Annotated in this window: 16 protein-coding genes and 2 pseudogenes; 11 read left to right on the top strand and 7 right to left on the bottom strand. The window is 63.4% G+C overall.

The window, feature by feature from the left end; genetic code table 11:
- The first annotated feature begins 19 nt into the window (after positions 1-19).
- The 4 genes from NXY83_RS09305 to NXY83_RS09290 all read left to right on the top strand — a co-directional run bounded on the left by NXY83_RS09305 (position 20) and on the right by NXY83_RS09290 (position 2,823).
- Positions 20-586: a hypothetical protein gene (locus NXY83_RS09305; RefSeq protein WP_258805799.1), complete on the top strand. Its 567-nt coding sequence runs from the start codon at positions 20-22 to the stop codon at positions 584-586.
- Entirely contained in the window at positions 546-986 is a 441-nt protein-coding gene (locus tag NXY83_RS09300) for a DNA/RNA non-specific endonuclease (protein ID WP_258805798.1), read from the top strand. Before NXY83_RS09305 ends, NXY83_RS09300 begins: the two co-directional genes overlap by 41 nt.
- A complete protein-coding gene (locus NXY83_RS09295) occupies positions 983-1,213 on the top strand; it encodes a hypothetical protein (protein ID WP_258805797.1) in 231 nt (76 codons plus the stop codon). Before NXY83_RS09300 ends, NXY83_RS09295 begins: the two co-directional genes overlap by 4 nt.
- Before the next feature lie 356 nt (positions 1,214-1,569).
- The gene (locus NXY83_RS09290; protein ID WP_309484134.1) at positions 1,570-2,823 is read left to right on the top strand and encodes an AI-2E family transporter; all 1,254 of its coding nucleotides are present in this window, start codon (positions 1,570-1,572) and stop codon (positions 2,821-2,823) included.
- 446 nt (positions 2,824-3,269) lie between these two features.
- On the opposite strand, the gene NXY83_RS09285 is transcribed toward NXY83_RS09290, so the two are convergent.
- Positions 3,270-4,202, bottom strand: a complete 933-nt coding sequence (locus NXY83_RS09285; protein ID WP_258805795.1) for a LysR family transcriptional regulator — start codon at positions 4,200-4,202, stop codon at positions 3,270-3,272.
- A gap of 159 nt (positions 4,203-4,361) precedes the next feature.
- On the opposite strand from NXY83_RS09285, the gene NXY83_RS09280 reads away from it, so the two are divergent.
- From NXY83_RS09280 to fdhA, 3 genes are all read left to right on the top strand, one after another.
- On the top strand, positions 4,362-5,666 hold the full coding sequence (locus NXY83_RS09280; protein ID WP_258805794.1) for an aromatic ring-hydroxylating oxygenase subunit alpha: 1,305 nt from the start codon (positions 4,362-4,364) through the stop codon (positions 5,664-5,666).
- Complete coding sequence (locus NXY83_RS09275; protein WP_258805793.1) at positions 5,663-7,078, top strand: ferredoxin reductase; 1,416 nt, start codon at positions 5,663-5,665, stop codon at positions 7,076-7,078. The genes NXY83_RS09280 and NXY83_RS09275 overlap by 4 nt, the downstream gene beginning before the upstream one ends.
- Before the next feature lie 241 nt (positions 7,079-7,319).
- A complete protein-coding gene (gene fdhA, locus NXY83_RS09270; RefSeq protein WP_258805792.1) occupies positions 7,320-8,534 on the top strand; it encodes a formaldehyde dehydrogenase, glutathione-independent in 1,215 nt (404 codons plus the stop codon).
- 366 nt (positions 8,535-8,900) lie between these two features.
- Here fdhA and NXY83_RS09265 read toward each other — a convergent pair whose 3' ends face one another.
- Genes NXY83_RS09265 through NXY83_RS09255 form a run of 3 tightly spaced genes read right to left on the bottom strand, consistent with a single transcriptional unit; the run spans position 8,901 to position 11,301 of the window.
- Positions 8,901-9,827, bottom strand: coding sequence for a sucrase ferredoxin (locus NXY83_RS09265; protein ID WP_309484133.1), 927 nt, complete (start codon positions 9,825-9,827; stop codon positions 8,901-8,903).
- A complete protein-coding gene (locus tag NXY83_RS09260) occupies positions 9,817-11,022 on the bottom strand; it encodes a cupin domain-containing protein (RefSeq protein WP_258805791.1) in 1,206 nt (401 codons plus the stop codon). Before NXY83_RS09260 ends, NXY83_RS09265 begins: the two co-directional genes overlap by 11 nt.
- A 3-nt stretch (positions 11,023-11,025) precedes the next feature.
- Entirely contained in the window at positions 11,026-11,301 is a 276-nt protein-coding gene (locus NXY83_RS09255; RefSeq protein WP_258805790.1) for a BatC protein, read from the bottom strand.
- 429 nt (positions 11,302-11,730) lie between these two features.
- Here NXY83_RS09255 and NXY83_RS09250 point away from each other — a divergent pair.
- Together NXY83_RS09250 and NXY83_RS09245 are read left to right on the top strand one after the other, a co-directional pair.
- A pseudogene (locus tag NXY83_RS09250) lies at positions 11,731-11,916 on the top strand (helix-turn-helix domain-containing protein); the annotation flags it as partial.
- 435 nt (positions 11,917-12,351) lie between these two features.
- Positions 12,352-12,567: a helix-turn-helix domain-containing protein gene (locus NXY83_RS09245; protein ID WP_258805789.1), complete on the top strand. Its 216-nt coding sequence runs from the start codon at positions 12,352-12,354 to the stop codon at positions 12,565-12,567.
- A 462-nt stretch (positions 12,568-13,029) separates the two neighbouring features.
- Here the strand turns inward: NXY83_RS09245 and NXY83_RS09240 are convergent, their stop codons facing one another.
- Positions 13,030-14,262, bottom strand: coding sequence for a saccharopine dehydrogenase family protein (locus NXY83_RS09240; RefSeq protein ID WP_258805788.1), 1,233 nt, complete (start codon positions 14,260-14,262; stop codon positions 13,030-13,032).
- Between the two features lie 818 nt (positions 14,263-15,080).
- The gene (locus NXY83_RS09235) at positions 15,081-15,311 is read right to left on the bottom strand and encodes a hypothetical protein (RefSeq protein WP_397427580.1); all 231 of its coding nucleotides are present in this window, start codon (positions 15,309-15,311) and stop codon (positions 15,081-15,083) included.
- Between the two features lie 259 nt (positions 15,312-15,570).
- Here NXY83_RS09235 and NXY83_RS09230 point away from each other — a divergent pair, with 259 nt between their 5' ends.
- On the top strand, positions 15,571-16,527 hold the full coding sequence (locus NXY83_RS09230) for a DUF389 domain-containing protein (RefSeq protein ID WP_258805785.1): 957 nt from the start codon (positions 15,571-15,573) through the stop codon (positions 16,525-16,527).
- Positions 16,528-16,684: 157 nt separating this feature from the next.
- Here the strand turns inward: NXY83_RS09230 and NXY83_RS09225 are convergent, their stop codons facing one another.
- Positions 16,685-17,284, bottom strand: a complete 600-nt coding sequence (locus tag NXY83_RS09225) for a DUF1440 domain-containing protein (RefSeq protein ID WP_258805784.1) — start codon at positions 17,282-17,284, stop codon at positions 16,685-16,687.
- A 157-nt stretch (positions 17,285-17,441) separates the two neighbouring features.
- On the opposite strand from NXY83_RS09225, the pseudogene NXY83_RS09220 reads away from it, so the two are divergent.
- Positions 17,442-18,616: pseudogene (locus tag NXY83_RS09220) on the top strand (zinc-dependent alcohol dehydrogenase).
- The last annotated feature ends 37 nt before the right edge of the window (positions 18,617-18,653 follow it).

Here is an 18,653-nt window from a genome sequence, read left to right as displayed (position 1 = left end):
GACGGTGGTGGCGGTCGCTGTGAAATCACGGCCCGGCGGAACCGCCCCCTCGTTGCCGCTGGGCGCCGACGATATGACCGTGGACGAACGCGCACTGGTCAAGGATGCACGCAGCCCGCCCTCCCTGCCACTTTCGTCCCGGAATCCGGTCGAGGCCCGGCTGCTGACACAGCCCGTACCGGAACAGGCCGCCGCCCCCTCGGACGGGGCCGTTTCCCTCACGATCCCCCTGCAGATCACAGTCCGGGTCGGCGCGGTGCAGGCAGCACAGCAACAAGGCCAGGTGCCTGCCGGCCAGAACCCGATAGCGCTTCCAGGCAGCGCTGCGGTCGAAGAGGCCGTGGCGATAGACCCCGATTACTCGGGGAGAAGGGGATACGACCCTGACTTCCTGGGCACCCCCGTACCTTTGCCGGTCCTGACGGCGGAACAGCGTACGGATGCGGCACAGAACCGCCGCCCGGCCAACGGGCAGGATCCAACGGTACTGAACTACCACCACTCTCGTTATGCAACGCAGCAGGCGCCTGGCGCTTTACACCGCCGTGAACATCGACGTACAACTCAGCCGATCACCCAGGCGTGACCGGGACAAGTGGTACTTCGACCCCCGCCTGAACCGGTCCGAGCAGACCGGTGAGGACCTCTATGCGGACAATGACTTTGACCGCGGGCACCTGGTCCGGCGCCTCGATCCGGCTTGGGGTCCGGACATCGTTGCACGCGCCGCCAATGACGATACGTTCCACTTCACCAACTGCTCCCCCCAGCACAAAAAGTTCAACCAGGGAGCATCGCTGTGGGCAGGCCTTGAAGACTACCTGCTGGACACCGCGAAGGCCGAAAAACGCCGGCTCACGGTGTTCACCGGCCCGGTCTTCGCAGCCGACGATCCGGATGTCCGGGGAACGCGCATCCCGCTGGCGTTCTGGAAAATCCGGTATTCCGGCGGCCGGACGGCAGCAGCTCAGCAAGCGCCTACATGATCAGCCAGTACGAACTGGTGGAAGGCATGCTCAGGGAAGCTTTCACCCCGGCCACGTTCCAGGTCCCGGTGCGCAGGATCAGCGAACTTACCGGACTGGACTTCGTCCATCTCTTCGACTGGGACCCCATGGACAACGAATACGAGCCTCTCCCCCAGGCCCAGGAAGCACTGGCCACGCCAACCCCGGCCCGGGAACTCCATATGTTCGATGATCTGCAGCTATAGCGGGTCGGGTGGTCGCAGTGTGCGGCTGGCGAAGCTTGCGGAGCTGTGGCCGGCTGAGGCCCATCTGCCGCAGGGTAAAAGTCGAAAAGTCATGGAGCTCTGCAAAAGCACCCCCAAGAACGGCACCCGGCCGCGCCAGCGGACGAGCATTTTGCTAACGGCTCACTATGGCCATCATGGCTTTGCCCTTACGCCTTGAACTATCCGGTCAGATGTTGATGCCGCAGGCTTCTGAGTAGGTCAACGGTAGCTTCGGCCGGTGCTCTGGCAGCCGCTGTCGATTCTCTGTACCGTGACGGACATGGAGAGCGGAAAACCGGGGCGGCCTGGCAGAGAGTCCCTGGCTGTGATGGCGGATGCATCACGGCCGGTTGCCCTGCTCAACTGCGTTGCGGCAGCTGCATGGTTCCCTGCTGCAGCGCCCGGCTTATTCTTCTGCCGGACTAACTGAGCCAACGATGGGGCCAGTCAGGAAACGGGGTACTCCGGTGAGGAAGCAGCGCCGGGCCGGTTGGCCGTTCGGGTCTGCTGCCGGAGCGCCTGCCGGATCATCCGGTACGCGGCCGGGGCAGTTCCACGCTTTCCGGGTCGGCCTTGCCGGCACCCTCGGCGTCGGGGTTGGGCTGGTCGTTTGGGCTGCGGTTTCCTCCCTGGCAACGCTGATTGTTTATGTCGGCCTGGCCGCTTTTGTCGCCCTCGGGCTCGACCCCGTGGTCAAAGGGCTTGAGGGCAGGAAAGTGCCCAGGCCATTGGCGGTCGTCCTCGTGATCGCAGCCATGGGGCTTTCCGGCGCCGGTTTGCTGTACTGGATCATTCCCCGGCTGGTCGCTGAGATCCGCGCCCTGATCGCTTACCTGCCGGTGCTGGTCGAACGAATCCTGCGTTTGGACTGGGTAGAAAACATGGCAGCCACTCTCTCCGGTTACCTAAACCTGGATGAACTGGCTGCGGCTATGACAGGGTTCCTAAGCAACCCTGAAAACCTCACTACCCTCGGAGGCGGGCTCCTTTCCATCGGCGCGGGACTCGTGGGTGGCATCACCGGAGCGATCTTCGTGTTCATCCTCACCGTATACTTCACAGCGACCCTGGCCAGGACGAAGAGGGCGGCCTACCGTCTGGTGCCCGCAAGCCAGCGGGCAGCCATTATCGATATCGCAGAAAGCACCGCAGAATCGATCAGCCGATACCTGGTCGGCAATTTTGTTCTTGCCTTGACTAACGGCCTGTTGTCCGTACTGTTCCTGACCCTGATCCGGGCGCCTGGACCGCTGCTTTTGGCAGTTGTAGCCGCTTTCGGGTCTTTCGTGCCCATGGTGGGCACGCTGGTCTCTTCAGTAATCATTACCGCCGTTTGTCTTACGGCTTCGCCAGAGATAGCGCTAGTGGTGGGAATCTACTACCTGCTGTACATGCAGGTCGAGGCTTATATCCTCACACCGCGGATCATGGATAAGGCCGTGGAAATACCGGGCTCGCTCGTCTTGGTCGCCGTCGTCGCGGGAGGAACGCTGGGCGGGATTTTAGGGGCGCTGGTAGCTGTGCCGCTGGCCGCATCTGCCGTGATCATTGTTCATAAAGTCGTGATTCCCAGGCAGAACAGTCACTAGACTTCGCATTCCAGAGCGGGAGACGAAAGGTCCTGACTGTTCTGACTTCGCCGACGTGCCTCCTCACCCAGCGTACGATGGAGCCTCGGGCCGGGATACCCCTCGAGGCGGGACTCGCCGGACCGCAGTGGAACCATCCACTACGGGGCCAAGGAAAGACTCCTGGGATCAGGTACAGGCCCTGAGTGATTCGCTCTGGCGACACCTCCTTCTCCCGTCTCATGGGCTGCCCGGCAGACACTCACATGACGAAGCCAAATGAGTTGGGTGGCCATCTGGCCCGGCTCCACAACCGGACGCTGCTATTCCGAGGCACTCAGGGCCACGCCGTGGGTGAGTCCACAGCGGGCGGCCCGTCCAGTGCGGCGAAGAAAGGTGGCCGCGCGGACGTGTCGCCACTTTCTGGAACTGCTGGCCCGTCGGCAACGAATCGCGACCATGCGATTTCAGAGATCGTCTTCGGGTCGGGCGGCGAGAATCCGATTGGCGCTGACCTGCAGGATGCCGAGCGACTCCTGGATCAGGGGCGACGCGATGCTGCCCCTGCGCACCGCAGCGACAATCCGGCGCGCGGGCTTCCCCTTGCCAGTAATGCGCAGTCGAACCACATTTTCGGCACTACGCAGGGGCGCCAGTCGCGGCAGCAGGCCCACGCCCAGCCCCGCACCAACGAAGGCGATCTGGGTTTCCCATTCAACGGCCTCATGGGCAATCCGCGGCGTCACACCGACTGCCGTGAACGCCGCGGTGAATAGGGAATGGTAGGTGGAACCGGCGGACTCGGTGATCCAGGGTTCCGACGCCAGCTCTTCGAGCGTTACCGTTTCCCGCGACGCAAACGGATGGTTGGAGGGAATGATCACGTCCAAGGGATCGTCGAGCAGAACGGTCTGCTCGAAGCGCGGGTCGTCCTCAACGTAGGTGTCGGACTGCATCGCGACGACGACTGCGAGGTCGATTCGCTCGGCAACCAACAAATCGAAGCAGCGGGCCGGGTTGGCCTCGAGTACCTGCACCTCCAGCAGGGGGCGTGTTGAACGCAGGGTGGCGGCCAGCGGCGCGAGCAACTGGGCGGCCGCAGTGGAGAATCCGCCGAGGCCAAAATGGGACTGGACCTGGTCGCCGGCCTCCATGGCTGCGGCGCGCAGGCTCTCCCACTCGGCAATGAGGGTGTCCGAGCCCGCCACGAGAAAGCGGCCCGTGGCGGTCAGCCGCACACCCCGGCCGTCCTTCGTCAGCAGCTGCATTCCAAGCACCCGCTGAAGCTCCCGCAATTGCGCGGAGACGGCGGAGGGAGAATAACCCGTGAGCTCCGCGGTCGCGCCTATGGTGCCGCACTGGGCAAACACCCGAAGAGTTACGAGTCTTGCATCGATCATGCACCTATTATGCATGGTTATCTTCTGAATCTTGCGCTTTTGTTGCAGGTCAATTGTGTCTAATCTCATGACTACAAACTTTTTTGGCTACTCCAGTTGCACCCACCACCCGTGGTCCCAACGAATTGCACACTACCCAGGCCCCCCGGGAGGAAAATTATGTCTGTTCCAGTGAACTTGTCCCTCAACGCCCGCGGAAAACTCGCTTCATCATTGCCTGCAGAGCAGCTGGCGGAGATCTCCGAGTTGTTCCATCTCCGGCGTGCGGGATATTCCCTCGATGCACCCTTTTACACTGATCCGACGATTTTCAACGTCGACATGCAGGCCATTTTTGGCCAGCACTGGATCTTTGCCGCCAGCATCGCCGAGCTCCCGGAGCCGGGCGACTACGTCACCGTCGACTACGGGCCCTACTCCCTGATCGTGCTGCATAACGACGACGGCGGCGTGAACGTCCTGCACAACGTGTGCCGCCACCGCGGCGCCCGCGTCCTGACCGAACCCTCGGGGTCAACAGGCAACCTGGTCTGCGGCTACCACTCCTGGACCTACTCGCCCGACGGCAATCTGATCCACGCCTCGGCACCTGGGGAAACGAAGTTCGACAAGGGCTGCTTCGGCCTCAAGCGGGCCCACAGCCGCATGGTCGCCGGACTCATCTTCGTCTGCATTGCGGATGAACCGCCGGCGGATTTCGACGAAACCTCTAAGATCTTTGAGCCTTACCTCGCACCCCACGATCTGTCGAAGACGAAAATCGCCTACCAGCAGAACATCATCGAAGAGGGCAACTGGAAGCTCGTCATGGAGAACAACCGTGAGTGCTACCACTGCGACGGCCACCCGGAGCTCGCCTGTTCCCTCTTTCCCACCTGGGGCCTGACGGAGGGGCTGATCCCGGCCCACCTCGAGGAAGTGTGGGACCGCAACAAGGAAGCGCAGGCCTCGCTCGAGGAGCGTTGCCGCCGCTATGGCCTTCCCTACGAGGTCGTCGAGGAGCTTGACACGCGCGTAGCGGGAATCCGCATCTCACGGGAATCGCTCGACGGTGAAGGCGAATCGTTCTCCCCCGATGGGCGCAGGCTCTCCAAGAAGCTGCTCGGTGACTTGCGGGACTTCCGCCTTGGCCGCTGCTCGATGCACCTGCAGCCCAACAGCTGGTTCCATTTCCAGGGGGACCACGTCATCACGTTCGCCGTCTTCCCCGTCAACGAACACCAAACCCTGGTACGCACCACGTGGCTGGTGGCTGACGACGCCGAGGAAGGCGTCGATTACGATCTTGAGAAACTCACCTACACCTGGAAGCAGACAAATCTGCAGGACAAGGCGTTCGTGGAGCTGTGCCAGAAGGGCGCCAGCAGCCCCGCCTACGAGCCCGGCCCTTACATGAAGAGCGAATACCAGGTCGAGGCGTTCATCAACTGGTACGTTCAGCGCGTGCAGGAGCACTTGGCATGATTGAACTCCGCACTGAGACGGCAATCCAGGAGCCGCAGCGCATTCGCGGTCTTGAGATGCCGTGGAACAGGGTGATGGGCAGCAACGAGGCACCCGCCCGGGCCGCCCACGCATTGGGCCCGTGGCACCCGCAGGAGTTCATGGCGGAATGTGTCGAGACCATTCCCGAGGTGGGCGGCATGATGACCTTCGTGTTCCGCCGCTGCGACGGTGCACCCCTGGCGTTCCGTGCGGGCCAGTACGTGAACGTCGCCTTTCCCGTGAACGGCGAGGACCAGGATCCGGTGGACCGCAGCTACTCGCTGTCCAGTTCACCCACCCAGCCGTGGACCTTCAACATCACAGTCAAACGCGACGCCACGGGACTGGTCTCACCGTGGGTGCACGAGAACGTCAAACCTGGCACCGTCCTCGAGATGCTCGGACCGGTCGGGGCATTCCACCTGCCCGATGCCGACCGCCGGGCACGGTACCTATTGCTGGCCGCCGGTGCAGGCATCACCCCCATCATGTCGATGGTGCGGACCATCCACTCCCTGCCCGGACAGGCCGATGTTGTGGTGCTTTACCACGGAGCGGAGGCCGGAGGCTATGCCTTCCACGAGGAGCTGGCCTACATCGCCTCCGTGGACTCGCGAGTCAAGGTCTTCTACTCCCTGGGCGACCGCAACAAACCCGAGGGGTGGGAATGGCTCAGCGGAAGGCTGACGGCGGCCATGCTCGACGAGGTTGCCCCGGATGCCAACGGCCGCCAGGTCTATGCCTGCGGCCCCGAGGGTTACCTGAACACCGCCACCGAGCTCCTCAAGAAGGTCGGCGTCGATGACACCTCCATCTACATGGAATTCTTCTCTGGCGACCGCCAGACGCTCCTTGAATACCAGGCTGAAGTTGCCCTTGCAGCGGACATCGCGGAGGAAATCGCCGAGGAAATCGCCGAGTCCGCCGAGGACTACTATGAAAGCCAGCCCACCGCGTTCGGGCTCTACGAACCCGGCTACGACACCGAGGGAACCCTGAAGGCCACGGGGCTGCCGCTGGAAACCGTCGACTCGGACGCGTCCTATTCCGAAGCCTCCGGCGGCAGTCGGGACGTGGGGCCGGAGGCCGTGTCCCCTGATGCCTCGAGCTTCGACACGGTCGGAACGGGAAGCCTCACCATGTCCTTCATGCGCACCGGCATCAATGTGCGCGTCGACCCCGCCGAACACATCCTCGAGGCGGCCCAGCGTGCGGGCGTCAGGATCGGCGCGAACTGCAAGGAAGGCATGTGCGGCTCCTGCAAGGTAGTCAAGCTTTCCGGAGAGGTGGAGATGAACCACCAGGGCGGGATCCGGGCACGGGAAATCGATGCAGGCAAGTTCCTGCCCTGCTGCTCCACCGCGCGGACCGATTTGGTGATTGATGCCTAGCGGCTTCCAGCTGCTCCAGGCCGGACAGCATTAGGGATTGTTTTCACGGCAGAAGATGCCGGCCACAAACCCCCATCCATTGTGACGGTCCGCCTGAACGCTTCCTTGCCCAAAACGGTACGCGCTGCACGTATCAACCGACCCAACTTCCTTCACGAAAGCTGACAACGACTGCCTCCGACAGTCTGATGCGGCCAAAATCACCGTGAGGGTCCGACCGACAACCCACAGGAGCCATTCAATGTCAGGTAACAAAGCCGTTGCATACAAGGCGCCGGGGATCGTGGAAATCATCGATACCCCGTATCCCAGCTTTGAACTGCAGGCCGGCCCCGGCGTCAATCCCATCAATGTCGGCCGGAAGGTCCCGCACGGGGTCATCCTGCGCACGGTGAGCACCAACATCTGCGGCTCGGACCAGCACATGGTTCGTGGTCGCACGACCGCCCCGGCCGGTCTCGTCCTGGGGCACGAGATCACCGGGGAAGTCATCGAGACCGGGCCCGACGTTGAGTTCATCAAGGTCGGGGACATCGTCTCGGTCCCCTTCAACATCTCCTGCGGGCGCTGCCGGAACTGCAAGGAGCGCAAGACCGGGATCTGCCTGAACGTGAACCCGGACCGTCCCGGGTCCGCCTACGGCTATGTCGACATGGGCGGATGGGTCGGCGGGCAGGCGGAGTTCGTCCTGGTCCCCTACGCGGACTGGAACCTGTTGCGCTTCCCCGATCGGGACCAGGCTCTGGAGAAGATCATGGACCTGACCATGCTCTCGGACATCCTCCCGACCGGTTTCCACGGGGCTGTCACGGCAGGCGTCGGTGTTGGGTCCACCGTCTATGTCGCAGGGGCCGGTCCGGTGGGGCTTGCCGCAGCGGCCAGCGCCCAACTGCTCGGGGCCGCGGTCGTCATCGTTGGGGATCTCAATGAGGATCGCTTGGCCCAGGCCCGGTCCTTTGGCTGCGGAACCGTCAATGTCGCTAACGGCGACCCTGCTGACCAGATCGAGCAGCTTCTCGGCGTCCGGGAGGTCGATGCCGGTATCGACGCGGTAGGTTTCGAGGCACGCGGACACGGCGCCGGGGCCCAGGAGGCACCGGCCACCGTACTCAACTCGCTGATGGACCTCACCGCCGCCGGCGGGTCCCTGGGCATTCCTGGCCTTTATGTCACCGGGGATCCGGGTGCCGCGGACGAGGCGGCCCAGAAGGGCAGCCTGTCCCTGTCCCTGGGCACGGGCTGGGCGAAGTCCCTCTCCTTCGCGACCGGCCAGTGCCCGGTGATGAAGTACAACCGGCAGCTGATGATGGCGATCCTGCATGACAGGATCCAGATCGCCAAGGCGGTCAACGCCACGGCCATTTCGCTCCAGGATGCCCCGCGGGGCTACGCGGAATTCGATGCCGGAGCCGCCACGAAGTATGTCCTGGACCCGAACGGCTACCTCAGCAACTAGTCCGAGGTAAAGGAGGGGGTCCCCAACAGGCATCCGTGTTCGAGGTGGGACTCGAACTGCATTCCAGCCCTGGCTAACACCGGGCACCCGTGGAAACACGCGGAATCCGAGCCCGTTCGGCCAATGTACGACCGAGTTCAACGACCAACGTGTGCGCATTGCACACGCCGCCTTTTTGCAGATTCTAAGCGACTCCAAGCGACTGCCGTGCCCTCACTTCAGGGGGCGCGGCAGTTCTCAGTTGTGCCGAACGCGCTTTTCGGTCAGCGCTGCCAGCCGCTGCGGTGCTCGAGGCCTGGGTCGCCGGGTCGATTGGAACCTTCGTCGACTCACCGACAAACGAACTGCCTTCGGTAAACCCGTCCTTTAGACTGCGCGGATCGAAATGAGCTCGTAGACCATGGCCGAACTCATTGCCGGTCCGCGGCAGGTCAACCGGCACGGCGGGCCGCGGTGAGCATGCAGTTCGACGTCGATACGCGCCGGGTGAGGCGGGCAGCCGGTGATGTGGATCCGCCAATGATCACCGTCGCGGGAGGTCTCGACAACCCTGTAGTCATTCCGGCCGGCCGGGCCGAAACGCCTGATCGTGGCCCCGATAGCGGTCTGCTGTGCTGGGAAGAGATCCGTGTATCCGCGCAAATGCTTTGCGTGGATACGGCCCGCGAGGTGTTCTTCGATCGTGGCTACGGACGACTCCACGTCCAGATTTCCGTAGTAGACACCGTCGGGTGCAACCACGACGTTGGCTGCGAACCTGTCACCTCCTACATGCGAACATTCCCACACAAGCTCCGGCCACCGCTCACTCAGCGCACGTCCCACCGGCCGTCCCCACACTGCACAGCATTGGTCATGTTGACTGTGAGTGCAGACCAGGATGACGGGCGGATAGCCGGGCGTTCCGGGGAGGCTGAGGGCTCTGGCAATCTCCGCCAGATCCTCATCCTTGCCCCACGTTCCCCATTGTTGACGATATTCGCCCGAATCCTCATGGTGCAGTACTGCCCAATGGCTCTGACCCTCACGGCGGCGGGGGCCGGGCCGTCTCACCAGCAGCACCCGCGCCCGCGCCGCCTTCGCGGCGGAGAGCACGAGTGCTTTGGTCTCAGGCTCGAGATCAAGCCCTTCGAAGCCATTTAGAGGCCAGCCGCCCCGGTACTCGATGAGGACCCAGACGACGCCGTGCGACGCTGTGCCTGCAATCGGGTCTCCGCGCAACCGGGCGCCTTCAGAGCAGAAGAAGCGCTCCGTGGCCGCCACTGTGGCGTCACTGTCTAGATTACTGTTCAACGGGAACGAGGACCCCCGCGCGCAGCAGTCTTTCAACGAGTTCGACGCCGAGATCACCCGCGATGTGAAGCTCCCCGTCGAGCAGGCGCGTTACAGACGGCAGATCGGTCGCTGGGAAGTCGTGCCAACCCACGCGCGTGGTCAGGCGCAATCCCTCCAGCCGTGCTTCCAGTGCATCGCGAAGCCGGACCACGGACTCGGGGCCCAGGCCGTCGACAGCCGCGAGCTGGGCCAACGGTCCCAGCGGTGCCGGCCGGCCCTGACCTCGCCGGATGCAGTGGAACAAAGAACTGGTTTCAGCCTCACCGACAGCAGCGGCGAGGCGCTCACGGACGACGTCGAGCTCCGCACCCGGCCCGTCGACACCCAACGGCAACGTACGGCGCATCTCGGGATCATCGCACAGCGCTGCAAGCGCGGCCTGCGCGAGCTGTTCGGCCAACGCGTAGCGGGTCCAACTGTGGATTCCGAGCGTGAGGTGGATGGAGACCTCGCCCTGCGCCTGGGCGGCGTGCAACCAGCCACGCGGCAGGTAGAGGACATCCCCTGGCTCAAGCACGGTGTCAATATGGGCATCGCCTTTCGCGGCCTCGGCCACGGCGGAGCGGCGGTCAGTCCAGGGCTGATTACGCAAGGGGTCGCGGTGAACCGGCTCGTGGATGATCCAGCGCTTGGTCCCTTCGATCTGCAGGACGAAGACGTCGTGCACGTCATAGTGATCGTCGAATCCACGGTTCTGAGGCGGCGTGATGTAGGCATTGGCCTGCACCGGATGTCCCAGCTCTGTGCTCAGCCTGCTGCTGAAGTCCGAGACCGGCTCCCATGTGCGGTGCAGAGCCTGCAGCACCAGCGTGGCACCGTCCGCGAATTTGCGCCAAAGCGCTGTGTCGTCGAGCTGGTCAGAGATGGTGGCGCCGACGCCGGCGGGAGAGGTGAATGACGAGTCGGGAAATGTAGAACCGCCCTTGGCAACGCGGAGAAAAGGTGTGCGCAGTCCACGGCGCGAGATCAGTTCGTCGACAGCCTCGGCAGAGAACAGATCGGAGAAGTCACCGGCGCCACGCGTGAGCAGCGCCGTGCGCCCCCAGACGTCGCCGGCGAACCTCTCACGGCCAATGTTAATCAGGCGTGTCTCCAGGACCCCGCCGCTTTCCAGTGCGCCGGGGTCCTGAAAGTCCGTGCGGGTGGTGCTCAAAATTTAGATGCCCCGTTCTGCGGCTCCCCCATCGGCTCCGCCGTCGGCACCGCTGTCAGCTCCTCCGTCGGCACCGCTGTCAGCTCCTCCGTCGGCACCGCTGTCAGCTCCTCCGTCGGCACCGCTGTCAGCTCCTCCGTCGGCACCGCTGTCAGCTCCTCCGTCGGCACCGCTGTCAGCCCCACCGTCGGCACCTCCATCATGCATGCCGGGGACGCCGTCCGCGCCGCCGTCCGCGGGGCCTTCCTGCTGGCTTGGATCCTGCTCTGGACTGGTCATGCTTCCTCCCGAGAATCGAATCGCTAGGATCAGCTCCGTTACCGGCACCTGATCACCCAACCGGGCGATTCTTCATCGACACCGCCCGTGATCACCCTAACGGCACGGGCCAGCCCTGGGAACAACCTTCTTTTTACAACTCAGGTAGATTCAGAATTGGGACAGTCCTATTCGGCCGGCCGGCGGGCCATCCCGTCCCCTTTATGAGATTGGCTCCAGTGCGCATCGGCGCCCGGGAAACACTGCTGTCTGCAAGATTGAGCAGCTTCAGAGGCGTCATTTCTGCTATGGGCGCGATACCTCGTGTTCGGTGACCCAAACTTCCCCGTGGGGATTAGTGGCTGGATGCACTGGGCCCGCCGGCGCCGGACAGATCGATCACTAGCGGTGCCGATTCCAGAGATCCGACTCGCTTGGCGTTGTCGCCCAGAGGGCATCGCCTTGGCCAAGCAGCGCGGCGCCTACCAAGGGCGGAAAAAGACCCTCACACCGGAACCGGCGGCCGAGCTGGTTCAGCGCGCCGGCAACGGTGTGCCGAAAGCCGCCCTTGCCCGTGACTACGGCATCAGCAGGGAGACCGTCTATCAGTACCTGCGCCACGCCAAGCTTGAGTGAAGCACTTCACGTCATCTCCCCGCACCCCCTAACCGAACTTGTCGGCAAACAGGGCAGAGGCGCTCCCCGGCCAAAAATTCTGCACTCCCTGTTGGCTGACGCACCGCAAACCCGTACCCTCTAATTAGTAAGTATACTGATCAATAGGCAGGCGCTGCCCGCCAGGATGATCAGGTAGCAGTGTGAGTGCACGGCAGACCGCATCGGGCTTGATAGAACTCAACATCACCAGCATTGAAGGCCTTTGGTTGAGGTACTGGGAAATGGCGGGAGTGCCGAATGGAAGATCTGGACGCAGACTCCCCCACGTTAGCCCCCAACTCGGCGCCGGGCGGCGGCTGAAACTTCATTGATTGCCCAGGCCCTGCCACCACATCCCCGCGCCGACCCGCTTCAATCCCCCCATTCAAGCTACAACCCCACCGGGAGTGCGATGTGACTCGCCGCTACCACCAATACCTCACCATCGAACAGGCAGCCAGGGCGCTGAACATCGACGTCAACCAAGTACTGGCAATGCTCAACAGCGGTCAGCTGCGGCGCTCCCCGAGCCGACCCGGCACGGCCGATATGGTCAATTCCACCGACATTGAACTGACGAAGCAACGACTTGAAACCCTCCGCCGCCTCGACGGCGATGTACAGCAATAGAGCTCCCGTGCGGCAGGAAGCAGGGGCTTGTTCAGTCCTGGGCAGGTTAACAAAAGATCCGTTATGGGCGTTTGAAAATGGGCAGGGGAGAGGGCTGCGTATTGGGCTTCCCCGACTGGAGCAGAGTGCTGGCCTGGACTCCGGCGTGAAGGCTGGAGCCACTTTTAAGAGATAAGCCGTGGCGAGACCTTCGAGCTATTTTCCACTGCCGGCCCGGAAACCACCGATTGGAACGGCTGGTTCGCACCACTGGCTGCGGACTCCAGTATCGACAGGATCCGCGACCCGGCGAACACACCCTGGACCGTGAACCCGCCCCTTTAGAAGCCGGATTTGGAACGCATCGCTGGTCGCGATCACTAGATGACCTGGCATACTCCCTCGGGGAAATCCCATTGGACCGCTGGTCGGACTGGTCCAGTCAATGATTGCCCGGTTATCAGCTGACCTGCAGGACCTGGTTCAGACGAGTTTGGTTACGTCGTAAGTGTGGCCGGCCGCACGGAGTCGCTGCATGAGCACGTTGCCGAGTGCAGTGGCCGGTGTCAGCGATCCTTTCGCGGTCGGCAGCCTGTCACCGTCGAGGGCAAGAGCGAGTGCAGTCTCGCCTGCCATCACGGCGGTGGCGGCATAGCCGGGATCCCCGGGGCCAGCAGCAATCGCCTGGTATCGGTGGCCCTTCTCGGTGCGGACGGTTACTTGGGAGTGGAACCAGCCCGCGCGCTGCGTGTTGGTGCTCGGGCCCGCACCTGGTGCCGGAAGACAGCGGTCGAGCACCCTCCGGGTCGGCGGGAACGCCATCGCGCCCGTGAATGCCCGGAGCCCGAGTGCCATTGCCCTGGCGATGACCGCTCCTGCCGGTCCGGGGGCCACCCCCATCACCTCGCCGTACTGAAGGGAGCGGCCGTAGGCCCAGCCCTGCAATGCGTTGCTGCGGCGCACTATCCGGGTGTTGATCGCGGCCATGATGAAAGGCGCGGTCCAGGTGCCGTCGTCGGAACGCCGCACAGGACCGGTGTCAGGAGGCTGTTGTGTCGTCGGCTCCCTTGTGCGGTCGGGGCTCAGCGCGTAGGGGTCCGCGGCTAATGACCTCAGGGCGGTGCTCGATCGCATCGCGTCGAGCTGCCCGCGCATCGATTCGAGCGTGCCTCCGCTGATGCCACCCTTGGCCGTAGCAATGAGTTGGACCTCGACCAAACCACCAGCGCCATCGGCTTCTGCCGCCTGATGAAGCAGCAGTACGGCGAGGTCGGACGGAACGGAGTCGTAGCCGCAGGAGTGCACGATCCTGGCCCCGCTCGTCCTGGCCAGAGCGTCGTAGCGATCGATTGCCTCCCGGACGAAGGACACCTCACCGGCGAGGTCGGCGTAGTGGGTACCGGCCCGTGCGCATGCGTCGACGACAGGTAGTCCGTGTTTCGCGTACGGGCCGACGGTTGTGAAGAGCACGCGTGTGCCCGCGGCCAGGGCGGCGATCGAGTCCGCGTCCTCCGAGTCGGCTTCGATGAGGGCCCATCGGTGCGCCGCGACCGGCAACTGCGATCGAACCGCCCCGAGTCTGGACCTGGACCGGCCGGCGAGTCCGACTCGCATACCGGCCGGTGCATGCTCCGCGACGTAGCCGGCGATCAGTCGGCCAACGAAACCCGTCGCTCCGTAGAGAACGAGGTCGTGTTCCCGAGGTGAGTTGTCCATAACTGCAGCCTTTCACAGCGGCAACTCCAAGCTGACACACGGCGCCTTGCCTTGGTCCTCGGAACAACCGGAACTGATCTAGGTTCGAACGAGAAGTCCGGCCGGCCGGCCCACAGCCGGGAACAATTTTCGTAGGTTATCCACCGCTACTGCTGCCAGGGAGCTACCCCAACGGCTCTCTACTCCAGCCGTGGATAACCTGAATTGACCCCAGCCAGGGACGGAATGAAGTCGCCACCAGTTCCGGCCGCGTGATCAGCAAACACGCGTTTGCCCCACCGAGGTTAAGGGCTAGCGACCACAGGGACCGTGCCGAAAAATGTCTGGATTTCAGGCCAGCGCTCCGTTTCTAGACGACATCGGATGCAGCAGAAAGGATGTGTTCAACAGGGCAACCATCTGCAGCAGCGTAGCGCGCCTCTAGTTTTTTGGAACGTAAACGGCGTTATCCACCATGGTCATGATCGAAGCCCTCCTCGGGGAATCTGGGGATGGTCCCTTCCGGGACTGCTGCAGGGCGTGTGCTGCGGGTTGCTGCAACCGCTGAAAGGCCCCGTTTACTGTACCGGCAGGATGCACTACCCGATGATGGTCGGCCTCGGTTAGCGCGGGAGAGACGCTGCAACGGTTTCCCTGCTGAAGATGGCTGGTTTCTCCTTGCTTGATCGCATCCGGTGTTTCTGATTTCGGTGAGTGGCCTTGCGGGGCCACCTTGTGGAACCGGGCGTGTGGCAAGTGAACTGGCCGCCATAACCGGGCATCACCTGCCCCGATGCGGCGGACATTCGGCACTCAGCGTCCCGGGTTTCTTGCGGGGGCTAGTCCTTGTCCCGCCTCTGCCCCGAGTCCTGGCCCGGTTCGGGGTCCCGGCTTTGCTGCTGCTCTCGGAGTTCACGCCCGCGCCGGATTTCTTCCTCCTCCTGCTTTTGGACTTTTTTGCTCTTCTTCGTGCCGCGCGGGGGCAACTGGATGGTTTCCTCGGCCTTGATGCCTGCCTGGAGCTCCCGGCCGCGCTCCATCTCGGCGTCGACCTCGGCACCAAACAGCAAAGACCTCCCTTGTTGAGGGAAAAGCTGCGCTCTGAGCGCTTGGGAAACGATGCGGGCTCCTCGGTGTAGGGAGGTTTTTGGCTCGGCCACTCCCTGTTCCTCCACACTGGATCTTCGGTGTCGGCTTGTGGCGTCACGACGTCCGACTGGGCGACGTGATTGGATGATCGACAACGGGCCAGTCCGATTGCCGTCCGGACCCGTTAGGGCGGGCCGCCTCCATGGGCACGCCTCGATGACCCGACGAAGGAGCCCGAGCATGCCCCGCACAGTCACCGTGTCCCTGCCCTCACATCGGACCGACTCCTTGCTCGAGGAGATCCGTCGGTTGCCAGGACTCATCACACTTTCGGTGCAGAGGGGCATCTCCCTCCAGCCCCCGGGTGACGTCGTCAACCTCGAGCTCACCGACCGGGCACTGCCACAGCTGATGCACGTCTTGGAAGGGCACGGGTCCGGCACCGAGCAGGACGTCTCCGTCTCGATCGGTGAGCCGGTGGGGATGATCTCGGCGTCTTCAGCGACCGCGATCGCCAGAGATGTTTCGTCGTCTTCTTCCTTCGAGGAAATGGACTTCGTGATCGGGCGGGAGAGCAACATGGACCTCTTCAAGTTGGTCGTGATGGCCATCGCCGGTTTCGTGGCCGCCGCCGGGATTGGTACCAACGCAGTGCATCTGGTCATTGGGGCCATGTTAATCGCTCCGGGGTTCGAGCCGCTTGTGAGAGTCAGTCTCGGCGCCGTCGGTGGGAACAGGGCTTGGAAATGGGGGTTGCTCGATACGGTGAAGGGCTACGGTGTCCTCGTCCTCGGGGCTGCGGCGGGCACGCTGCTACTGCGCAGTCTCGGCACCAGGCCCCTCGGGGACACGACCGGCTATCTTTCCTCTGGCGTGCTCGTCGAATATTGGACCACCTTCAGTTGGAGCAGCACGGTTGTGACCATCGCTGCAGGACTGGCTGGTGCAATACTCATCGCCGCAAGCAGATCGGTGCTCACGACGGGCGTCATGATCGCTCTGGCTCTGGTCCCGTCGGCCACATTGGTAGGCGCCGGGCTCGCCACCTGGCAGATAGACCTCGCCTGGCTGTCCTTCCTTCGGTGGCTCCACGACGCCAGCATCGTCGTGGGCACAGCTCTCATGGTCATCGTGGCCATACGCCTGCGCCGCGGTCGTGGTCACGCCCTGACGGAGCGGACGGGTGGCCGTGCGTGAACGGTTGTGCTGAAGAAAGATTTGCGGCTGGTCGAAGGTACTCATCCTCGGCGCAGCAACGCGAGCGTATGAACCAGGGGCAACTGGCATAACGGCCAGGGAGGCCCGACTGTGGGGTCACCGAAGGGTCTGTCCGAGGGCTGAGGCTAGAGTGTGTTCATTGGAGGCGGTCGGTTGCGCGCAGGAGGGTTTCGGTGGTCATGCCGAGCACGAGATGGGCGGCCAGGCCGCGCGTGTGTGCTTGCCAGGGATATCGGCCTGGTGGAGCGGCTATCCCGGTCAGCGGCGCGAGTGTTTCGTCCATGACCACGAACAATGCCAACCCGTACAGGGCGCCGGATCCGGTGCCCACCGATGGTCGTTTCCGGCGTGCTGCTGCATAGAGGGCGCCGGGCAGCATTCCCAGCGCATAGTGAAACAGGGCCGCGCCCGTTCCCGGCTGCTGATCGGTCGGGCTCACCCCGCTGACCTGCGTGGCCTTTTTGAACGCGCCGGCAGTGGCAGCACTGCCTGGGGCGGCGGCCTGCACCGCGCGGACCTGCTTTCCCATCCCGGTTTTCCCAGCCGCATCTTTGTCGCGCGCTGCCAGGTCCCGGGTAAGGGTTTGCGGGTTTTCGTGCCCGAGCATGAACCACCCGATCTGGTCCATGGCCCAGACGCCGGCGGCACCTGCGGCTGCACCTAAAACCGCATCAAGGCCTGAAGAGCGGAGGCCTGCCACCGGAGCCCATCTCCGGGTAGCCTGCTGGTTATTCACCCGATCACCTTCGTCCTGGCAGTAAATTGCCGATCGATGAGCGCTTACTTCTGTCGTGGGATTGGATCCAATCCACGAGGTCCCCTTCCTTTCGGTAGTAAACGTGAACATACTGGGACTGCTAAGCATACTTACCAATGACGGGGAGCTTGTGGTCATGAGGGCACTTACCTGGCAGGGAAAGCGGTCGGTCAGCGTTGAACAGGTGCCGGACCCGGTCATCCAGGAGCCGACCGACGCGATCATCAGGATTACCTCCACGGCGATCTGTGGGTCGGACCTGCACCTGTATGAGGTGCGGGGCCCTACATGAGCAAGGGTGATGTCCTGGGTCATGAGCCCATGGGGATTGTCGAAGAGGTCGGCAGTGATGTGTCGAACCTGGCGGTCGGGGACCCGGTGGTGATTCCCTTCAACATCGCCTGCGGGACCTGCCTGATGTGCAGCCTGAACCTGCAGTCGCAGTGTGAGACCACGCAGGTCAGGGAAAAGGGGCTCGGTGGGCGGATCTTTGGTTACTCGGAGCTGTATGGTTCGGTTCCCGGCGGGCAGGCGGAATACCTGCGGGTCCCCTTCGCCGATTACGGCCCGATAAAGGTGGGTCAGGACCTGCCCGATGTGCGGTACCTCTACCTTTCGGACATTGTGCCCACTGCCTGGCAGGGCGTGCAGTACGCGGACGTACCTGACGGTGGCACGCTGGCGGTTTTCGGGCTGGGTCCGGTCGGGCAGTTCGCGGCCCGCGCCGGCGTCCATCTGGGTTACCGGGTCATCGGCATCGAGCGGGTGCCCGAGCGGCGCTCCATGGCCGAACGGCACGGCGTGGAAGCCATGGATTACAGCGACACCATAGGTGATGAGTTGCGGGACATGACCGGCGGCCGGGGCCCGGACTCCGTTCTGGACGCCGTCGGGATGGAAGCACATGGATCCCCGGTAGGGGCTTTCGCCCAGCAGGCAGCGGGGCTTTTGCCGGATCCGCTCGCGCAAAAAGCCATCGAGAAGGCCGGTGTGGACCGGTTGAACGTTCTGCACGCTTGTATTGACGCTGTGCGCCGCGGTGGGACTGTCTCCATCAGCGGTGTTTACGGCGGCATGGCAGATCCGATGCCGATGCTGACTTTGTTCGATAGACAGATCCAGATGCGCATGGGCCAGTGCAACGTCAAAGCGTGGATCGATGACCTCCTGCCGCTGGTCGAGGATCCTTCCGACCCGCTCGGGGTTACCGACCTGGCGACCCATGAGATCCCTTTGGATGAAGCACCCGCAGCCTACGAAGTCTTCCAAAAAAAGCAGGACAACTGCATCAAGGTCGTTCTCAAACCCTGACACACCCCCACCCCGGCACCTGGGTTCCTTCCGGTGT

Origin of the sequence: Pseudarthrobacter sp. NS4 (genome assembly GCF_024758005.1) — a bacterium.
Lineage (GTDB): Bacteria > Actinomycetota > Actinomycetes > Actinomycetales > Micrococcaceae > Arthrobacter.
The sequence above is the reverse complement of the archived record's forward strand: the minus strand, read 5'-3'. Positions and strand labels throughout refer to the sequence as shown.

What these genes read in the sequence shown, in the direction of transcription:
- NXY83_RS09295 (WP_258805797.1), top strand. Translation starts at nt 983, where the DNA reads ATGATCAGCCAGTACGAACTGGTGGAAGGCATGCTCAGGGAAGCTTTC.
- NXY83_RS09285 (WP_258805795.1), bottom strand. Translation starts at nt 4,202, where the DNA reads ATGATCGATGCAAGACTCGTAACTCTTCGGGTGTTTGCCCAGTGCGGC.
- fdhA (WP_258805792.1), top strand. Translation starts at nt 7,320, where the DNA reads ATGTCAGGTAACAAAGCCGTTGCATACAAGGCGCCGGGGATCGTGGAA.
- NXY83_RS09255 (WP_258805790.1), bottom strand. Translation starts at nt 11,301, where the DNA reads ATGACCAGTCCAGAGCAGGATCCAAGCCAGCAGGAAGGCCCCGCGGAC.
- NXY83_RS09280 (WP_258805794.1), top strand. Translation starts at nt 4,362, where the DNA reads ATGTCTGTTCCAGTGAACTTGTCCCTCAACGCCCGCGGAAAACTCGCT.
- NXY83_RS09230 (WP_258805785.1), top strand. Translation starts at nt 15,571, where the DNA reads ATGCCCCGCACAGTCACCGTGTCCCTGCCCTCACATCGGACCGACTCC.
- NXY83_RS09240 (WP_258805788.1), bottom strand. Translation starts at nt 14,262, where the DNA reads ATGGACAACTCACCTCGGGAACACGACCTCGTTCTCTACGGAGCGACG.
- NXY83_RS09275 (WP_258805793.1), top strand. Translation starts at nt 5,663, where the DNA reads ATGATTGAACTCCGCACTGAGACGGCAATCCAGGAGCCGCAGCGCATT.
- NXY83_RS09290 (WP_309484134.1), top strand. Translation starts at nt 1,570, where the DNA reads ATGCATCACGGCCGGTTGCCCTGCTCAACTGCGTTGCGGCAGCTGCAT.